Here is a 7,924-nt window from a genome sequence, read left to right on the forward strand (position 1 = left end):
TTATTAAGAATTTTACACTCATGAGTGATATATTTATGCGAAACGTGTTCAAGAAAAGAGAATGTCTGGAATATGTTCTGCAGGTCATTATGGAGAAACAGGATTTATACGTGATTGATCAGGTAATCCAAAAAGATTATAAAAATTTGCAAGGGCGATCTGCAGTAATGGACTGCGTTGCCAGGGATTCTGCCGGCAAACAATTTGATGTGGAAATCCAGCAGGATAATGAAGGAGCTTCCCCAAAAAGAGCCCGGTACCATAGTGGACTGATGGATATGAATACCTTAAATCCCGGACAGGATTTTGAGGAACTGCCGGAAAGCTATGTGATTTTTATTACCAGGGACGATATTCTTGGATATGGACTTCCCATTTACCACATTGACCGGCAAATCAAAGAATTAAATGAAGCTTTTCAAGATGAAGCACATATCATATATGTAAATTCCAGGAAACAGGATGATACAGAACTTGGAAAGCTAATGCATGATTTACACTGTAAAAAGGCAGATGAGATGCACAGTCCGATTCTTGCAAAACGAGTATATGAATTGAAGGAGACACAGAAAGGGGTTGAACTTATGTGCCATGAAATGGAGAAAATCTATAGTGAGGGAATGGAAAGCGGAGAGAAACGTGGTGAACTCAAAAAAGCAAAAGAAACAGCCCTTTCCATGGCAGAAGAGGGCATGGACGTAAAGATGATTGCTCGTTTGGTTAAGGTAAGTGAAAAAGATGTCCAGAAATGGATTGATGAAACTTTGTGTGTAACAAAATAACTGAAATCATTATAAATGGGGCTGTCGGGACAGCCCCATTATCAATATTAATAAAGAATACTATTAAAAGTGTTATGTCTGGAGGCGGTTTTGTGACACATGATCAATTTAAGAAAGCAGCAGATTATTGGAAGAATAAAAAACAGAATGCTATGCCGGAAGAAAAGCTGAAAAAGACAGTATTGGAATATATCAATTCCAACAATACTTGTGCACTTGCGACTGGAACTGGGGATTATGTAAGATGTACCCCAATTGAGTATAGCTACCATGATGGGAAGTTTTGGATGTTTTCAGAAGGTGGCGAAAAGTTTATTGGTCTTGAGAAAAATGAAAATGTATGTCTGGCCATTTATGATAAGTATGATGGAGCGGACAATTTGAAAAGCATACAGGTAATAGGAAAGGCAGATCTTGTGGAACCTTTTTCCGATACATATAATAAACATGCAAAGATTAAGAAGCTTCCAGTAGAAACATTAAAGAAACTGGCTTCGCCAATGAACCTTATCTGTGTAACACCAGTTAAAATGGAAGTACTTTTTTCTGAATTTAAGAAAAATGGATACAGCAGCAGGCAGACAATAAAATTTTAATACATTATATTTTATGGGGGTATTGTATGAAAGCACATAAATATTGGTCTATCGGAGCACTTATTACAATAATCGGAGCTTTTTATACCGGTTACAAAGGTTTAAAATCAAGCCATAAATATTTCGCATTAAGCTCTCTGCTTTGTATGATAATGTCTATCTATACAGGACATAAAATGATTTCTGGCAGTAAAAAAACAAGAAAGAAAGCGGAAGCTACAGAAACGGAGGATTAAAAAATGTTGGAAACAGGAACAAAAGCCCCTGATTTTGAGTTGCCGGATCAGAATGGAAACATGCATAAGTTAAGCGATTATGCCGGAAAGAAAGTGATTTTATATTTTTACCCGAAAGATAATACAGCTGGCTGTACGAAACAGGCATGTGGATTTTCAGAAAGGTATCCTTTGTTTACAGAAAAAGGAGCTGTTATCCTTGGTGTTAGTAAGGATTCTGTAGCTTCCCATAAGAGATTTGAAGAAAAATACGGACTGGCATTTACTTTATTGGCAGATCCGGAGCGTAAAGTGATTGAAGCATATGACGTCTGGAAAGAAAAGAAGAATTATGGAAAAGTTTCTATGGGAGTAGTCCGGACAACATATCTGATTGATGAGAATGAAATTATCATAAAGGCAAATGATAAAGTGAAAGCGGCAGATGATCCTGAAAATATGCTGAAGGAATTGACGTGATGAAGATTATATTATCACCAGCAAAAAAGATGGTTACAGATACGGACAGCATAGCACCAGTGGGAATGCCGAATTTTCTTGATAAGACAACTGAGATACTAAGTTGGATGAAGGGTCTGGAAAAAGATAAACTGAAGGCAATCTGGAAATGCAATGACAAGATTGCCAGGCAGAACTTTGAAAGATTAGAAAATATGGATCTTTATCACATGCTTACTCCTGCTATTTTGTCCTATGAGGGAATTGCATTCCAGTATATGGCACCAGCAGTGTTTGAATACGGACAATTTGAGTATATCCAAAAGCATCTTAGAATCTTATCCGCATTTTATGGAAGCCTAAAGCCACTGGACGGTGTGAGACCATATCGTCTGGAAATGCAGGCAAAGGTTACAATAGGAAATACCCGGAATTTGTATGACTATTGGGGAGACATGCTGTATAAGTCCATCATTGATGACAGCCAGATCATTATTAATCTGGCATCAAAGGAATATTCGAAATGCATAGAAAAATATCTGTCACCGAAAGATACGTATATAACGATTACATTTTGTGAATTATCCGGAGAAAAGCTAGTAACAAAAGGTACTTATGCAAAAATGGCCCGTGGTGAAATGGTCAGATTTATGGCAGAAAGAGGGATTGAAAATCCAGCTGATATACAAAAATTTAACAGACTGGGCTATAGGTTTAGAGAAGATTTGTCGTCAGAGAAGGAATATATTTTTGAACGGTTGTCTGCACTGTAGTGTGGTATTGCTAAATTGTAATTATTCTTGTTGAGAATGATATTCACTTACGTAAAATTCATTGACATCACCAGAAAGAAATGATATATTGCAGACAAGGTTAGTTTTGCCTAACTTGCATTAATACCTGCATTCCAGGGAATGCTTATTACAAAAAAAGGAGGAATTTTAAAATGTCAATGATCAATAAAGAAGTAAGTGATTTTTCTGTTCAGGCTTATCAGAATGGGGAGTTTAAAACCGTGACCAAGGCCGATATTCTGGGAAAATGGAGCGTATTTTTCTTCTATCCGGCCGACTTTACCTTTGTATGCCCTACCGAGCTGGAGGATCTGCAGAATAAATATTCTGATTTCCAGGCTGCTGGCTGCGAAATCTACTCTGTTTCTACAGACTCCCATTTTGTCCACAAAGCATGGCATGATTCCTCTGAAAGAATCGGTAAGATCACTTATCCAATGCTGGCAGATCCTACCCACGCACTCTGCAAGGATTTTGAAGTGCTGATCGAATCTGACGGAATGGCAGAAAGAGGAAGCTTCATTGTAAACCCGGAAGGCAAGATCGTGGTTTATGAAGTAAATGCCGGCAATGTAGGACGCAATGCAGATGAACTTTTCCGCCGTCTCCAGGCAAGCCAGTTTGTAGCAGAACACGGAGACCAGGTGTGCCCGGCAAAATGGCAGCCAGGAGCCGAAACTCTGAAGCCAAGTCTTGATCTGGTAGGTATGCTTTAATGTCGAACGAAAATTTCTATGATGTAGTTGTGATCGGAGGAGGTCCTGCCGGTCTGACAGCTGCCTTATATCTGGCTCGCGCCTGCTACCGTGTTCTGGTAATTGAGAAGGAAAAATTCGGCGGCCAGATTACCATTACCGATGAAGTGGTAAACTATCCAGGCGTCATGAAAACCAGTGGGAAAGAACTGACCCAGGCCATGCAGAAACAGGCGGAACATTTCGGAGCAGAGTTTTTGCTTGGGGATGTTGTCAGCCTAAAAAAAGCAGAAGAAGCATCCGGCGCAGAAATCTGGGAAACAACCACCGATAAAGGTTCCTACAAAAGCTTTGGAATCCTGCTCGCAACAGGAGCCCATCCAAGAATGATCGGTTTTCCAGGTGAGGCCAAGTTTCGCGGTCACGGAGTAGCCTATTGTGCCACCTGTGACGGAGAATTTTTCCGTGGAAAAGAAATTTTCGTAGTTGGCGGCGGGTTTGCTGCAGCAGAAGAAAGCGTATTTTTGACAAAATATGCAAGCCATGTAACTATTTTAATCCGTGGAAATGATTTTTCCTGCGCAGAAGCGGTAGCGGAAGCCGCCAAAAATCACCCTAAGATCACAGTTTTAACCAATACAGAGGTTGTCTATGTGGAGGGTGACCACACGCTGCGAAAGATCTGCTACAAAAATAAAAACACTGGAGAAGAAACCATTTTCGATTCTGCAGATGACACCTTTGGCGTATTTGTATTTGCAGGCTACGCGCCAAATACGGATCTGGTAAAAGACCTGATTGCTCTGGATTCCCATGGATATGTGGAAACGGACCGAACCCAGAAGACCAGCTGTCCGGGAATTTACGCAGCCGGAGATGTATGCCAGAAAAATCTCCGCCAGGTGGTAACTGCAGTGGGAGATGGTGCCACAGCTGCCACAGAGCTGGAAAAATATGCCGCAGCCATGCAGGGGAAAACCGGAATCCACCCGGAAAAGCCAATCAAAAAAGAGGCCGAAGTTCACAAGGAATCGCCCGCAGGAAAAGAAACAGAAGGGAAATCCTCAGCCGGTATTTTTTCACAGGATATCATAAACCAGCTGAATGTTGTATTTTCCAGAATGGAGGGAAACCTGCAACTTGACCTGCATCTGGATTCCCGTCCCGTCAGCCAGGAATTGAAAGGCTATATGACAGAACTGGAGAAATATACAGACAAACTGACCGTACAGGAAGCGGACTCTGCTTCGGATTCTGCTGCCTTGCTGCCTTTTGTAGAAGTGCTGACTGCCTCCGGGGAAAAGACTGGATTAGCTTTCCACGGCGTGCCAGGGGGACACGAGTTTACCTCTTTTATCCTGGGATTATACAACGCCGCAGGACCAGGGCAGCCCCTTGACCCTGCCATCAGAGAACGTATCCTCGCTATCGACCATAAGGTGCACATGCAGATCCTGGTATCCCTTTCCTGTACCATGTGCCCGGATCTGGTAGTGGCAGCCCAGAGGATTGCCTCCTTAAATCTCCTTGTAACAGCAGAAGTATACGACATCGCCCATTTCCCGGATTTAAAGGAAAAATACAACGTTATGAGCGTCCCCTGCCTGATAATCAACCAGGATCAGGTAACATTTGGGAAAAAGAATATCCCGCAGCTGTTGGAATTGCTCTAATAAGATAATAAAAACTGTAATGATAAACTCCTATGGTTTATTGTTACAGTTTTTTAATTCAAGAAAATTTTTTATTCCCCGACCACAATTGTGGTAAAATAGCGGTAAGTAATAACTAATACCGTATTTCCGCAAAAGAATCTGTCTAAGCAGAGTGGTTATCGTCCAAATGGAGTGGTGTGACCCTGTAAGAAATGGTATGGTTATTGTTAGAAGTAACTAACTATTATATAACTCAGGAGGCACACAATGAAAAAGAAGTTCGTTTCTGTTTTATTAGCACTTACCATGTCAACTACCTTATCTGCCGGATTAACCAGTACCGTATTTGCAGAAGAAGCAGTAAGCACCGCATCTGAATGCTCTTATGACGGCGGCAGTGGCACCCAGGAAGATCCGTACCAGATTTCCTCGACAGATTCTTTCCTGACATTTGCCGCTAATGTAAATGACGGCTCAAACGCAGGTTATGCGGATACTTATTTTCTTCTGACAAATGATCTTGATCTTACAGGCATTGACTGGGAACCCATCGGCAATATGAATGACATGGAAAACCATTCCACCTTGTTTCTGGGCTCCTTTGACGGCGGAGATCACACAATTTCAAATTTAAAATATGAATCTGACAAATACAACTGCGGGGCTGGTCTTTTCGGCGTAAACTGCGGCGAAGTCAAAAATCTGACAGTGGAAAATGCAGAAGTAACCGTAACAGATGGCACCTCTCTGGCTATTGGCGGCGTTGTAGGATACAACATGGGATCAGTGGATCACGTAACCTTAAAAGGAAACTCCGTAATTACAGGCAACAACTGCACTGGCGGAATTGTAGGAGGCAACAACAATTCCGTAACCAACTGCTCCGCAGAAAATGTAACCGTCATCGTAATTGGAGATAATGAATTTGAAGAAAACCATATTGTGCAGGCAGATGTAGCAGAATGTGGTGGCCTGGTCATCGGCGGCGGTTTTGGCGGAACCATTGACAACTGCAGCGCAAGCGGAACTGTAAAGGCAGAAGGAAACGAACCGGTTGGTCTTGGCGGAATCGGCGGCTGTCTGGAAATGATGGATTCCATTACCAACTGCACCGCTGATGTCACAATTGAAAGCGCAAATGGCGGCCATGCGATCGGCGGTCTTTGTGGTTACGCAGGCACTCACTCCAATCCAGACGTATGCCTGGAAACAGAAGGATTTTCCACGAAAAATTATCCGTCCGTAATTGATAACTGCAAGATAACTGTTTCCATAAAAGCGGATGGAGCAACCCATGTAGGAGGTCTTATTGGCACCGGACTTTACTATTATGGAGAAGAAACCGTATTTAAAGTTACCAACTGTTCTGTAACAGGATCCATTGACGGTGCTGTAACACCAGGTACCGTTGCCGGCAGGGCAGTGGGCAGTGTAATAGAAAGCTGCGACGCAGACATTTTAATTGATGGTGTGCATGCAGACAATCAGATTGGCACCACTTCCTGCATGTACGAGAGTGCGGACCAGTAAGAGAGGAAAAAATGGAACAGCATCCGTTAACGGATTTTTTTGACCAGAAAGTTCAAAAAACAACGGGCAAAAACAACCGTACTATTTATAAAATGAACAATGAAACCGGAGAAGGAATCATCACGCAATATATTATTTTGCCTGGCATCCAGTTCTTTTATAACGATTTTCACATGAGCAATGGACAGAACCAGAATAAACTGCCTCACGCAGATGTTCTGGAACTGAACCATTGCAGGGAAGGGCGTTTTGAATGCAGATTTGCCAACGGCACTTATCAGTATATTGGAAGCGGTGATCTTGCCATCAACCTTCTTTCCAACCAGACCGTTTCAACCAGCTTTCCGCTGTCTCATTATCACGGCATCTCCATCACCATAGATTTACAAAAAGCAGACTCTGTCATCCGAAAAATCGGCGAGATGACAGGCGGACTGGACATTGATCTGTTTTCCATTGCCAACGGCTTTTGCAAAAATGGTACCTGTGCTGTAATTAGAAATCAAAATAAAATCAACCACATTTTTTCTGAACTGTACTGCACCAAGCCGTATATGCACGCTTCCTATCTGAAGGTCAAGGTCCTGGAACTGCTCCTTTATCTTGGAACTGAGAAAATACAGAATACCCAGGTAAAAGTTCCGTATTTCGCACATACTCAGGTAAAAAAAGTAAAAGAAATTCAAAAGTATATGGTTTCCAATTTGCGCCAGCATTACACTCTTGAACAATTGTCCGAGCAATTTGACATTCCTCTTACTTCCATGAAAGCATGTTTTAAGGGAGTTTTCGGCTGTTCCATTTATGCCTACATAAAATCCTACCGTATGCAGGCTGCAACCGTACTGCTTCAGAATTCTGACTGCAGCATTACAGAAATCGCCATGAAAATGGGCTACGACAACCCCAGCAAGTTTTCGGAAGTCTTCAAAAAAGAGTATGAGATGACTCCATCTGAATTTCGAAAGAAATACATAAAAGCATAATTGCACACTCCTTTACAAAAACATACCTTGACAAATCTCGTCTCAGCTTTACATTTTATAATAAAATACCTCAGGAAACGGAACGTTTATAGTCAAAGTCTCTCCCTGGATATCCGCGATCTGCTGGCAGAGGCCCAGCATCCGGTAAGGATTTGCATATCCGAAAAGTTTCATGATCTTATCAAACTGTTTTTCCCTTTTGATAAGATCTG

General features: G+C 41.8%; 9 protein-coding genes. All 9 read left to right on the forward strand.

The annotated features are described in order from the left end of the window. On the forward strand, window positions 1–782 hold a 782-nt coding region (locus AB5Z12_RS20280; RefSeq protein WP_243271434.1), incomplete at its 5' end, for an Rpn family recombination-promoting nuclease/putative transposase. Between the two features lie 92 nt (window positions 783–874). Beyond that, on the forward strand, window positions 875–1,378 hold the full coding sequence (locus AB5Z12_RS20285) for a pyridoxamine 5'-phosphate oxidase family protein (RefSeq protein WP_148463763.1): 504 nt from the start codon (window positions 875–877) through the stop codon (window positions 1,376–1,378). Between the two features lie 26 nt (window positions 1,379–1,404). After that, on the forward strand, window positions 1,405–1,614 hold the full coding sequence (locus tag AB5Z12_RS20290) for a DUF6219 family protein (protein ID WP_148463764.1): 210 nt from the start codon (window positions 1,405–1,407) through the stop codon (window positions 1,612–1,614). Between the two features lie 3 nt (window positions 1,615–1,617). Continuing rightward, the gene (locus AB5Z12_RS20295; protein WP_148463765.1) at window positions 1,618–2,073 is read left to right on the forward strand and encodes a peroxiredoxin; all 456 of its coding nucleotides are present in this window, start codon (window positions 1,618–1,620) and stop codon (window positions 2,071–2,073) included. Then, window positions 2,073–2,825: a peroxide stress protein YaaA gene (gene yaaA, locus AB5Z12_RS20300; RefSeq protein WP_148463766.1), complete on the forward strand. Its 753-nt coding sequence runs from the start codon at window positions 2,073–2,075 to the stop codon at window positions 2,823–2,825. The genes AB5Z12_RS20295 and yaaA overlap by 1 nt, the downstream gene beginning before the upstream one ends. Before the next feature lie 173 nt (window positions 2,826–2,998). Beyond that, the gene (ahpC, locus tag AB5Z12_RS20305; protein ID WP_148463767.1) at window positions 2,999–3,562 is read left to right on the forward strand and encodes an alkyl hydroperoxide reductase subunit C; all 564 of its coding nucleotides are present in this window, start codon (window positions 2,999–3,001) and stop codon (window positions 3,560–3,562) included. Next, window positions 3,562–5,214, forward strand: coding sequence for an FAD-dependent oxidoreductase (locus AB5Z12_RS20310; RefSeq protein WP_148463768.1), 1,653 nt, complete (start codon window positions 3,562–3,564; stop codon window positions 5,212–5,214). Before ahpC ends, AB5Z12_RS20310 begins: the two co-directional genes overlap by 1 nt. A gap of 249 nt (window positions 5,215–5,463) precedes the next feature. Beyond that, window positions 5,464–6,726: a GLUG motif-containing protein gene (locus AB5Z12_RS20315; protein WP_148463769.1), complete on the forward strand. Its 1,263-nt coding sequence runs from the start codon at window positions 5,464–5,466 to the stop codon at window positions 6,724–6,726. Window positions 6,727–6,818: 92 nt separating this feature from the next. Next, window positions 6,819–7,712: a helix-turn-helix domain-containing protein gene (locus AB5Z12_RS20320; protein WP_368368759.1), complete on the forward strand. Its 894-nt coding sequence runs from the start codon at window positions 6,819–6,821 to the stop codon at window positions 7,710–7,712. Window positions 7,713–7,924 lie beyond the last annotated feature (212 nt).

Origin of the sequence: Ruminococcus sp. RTP21358st1_G6_RTP21358_211008, assembly GCF_040908885.1 — a bacterium.
Lineage (GTDB): Bacteria > Bacillota > Clostridia > Lachnospirales > Lachnospiraceae > Blautia_A > Blautia_A faecis.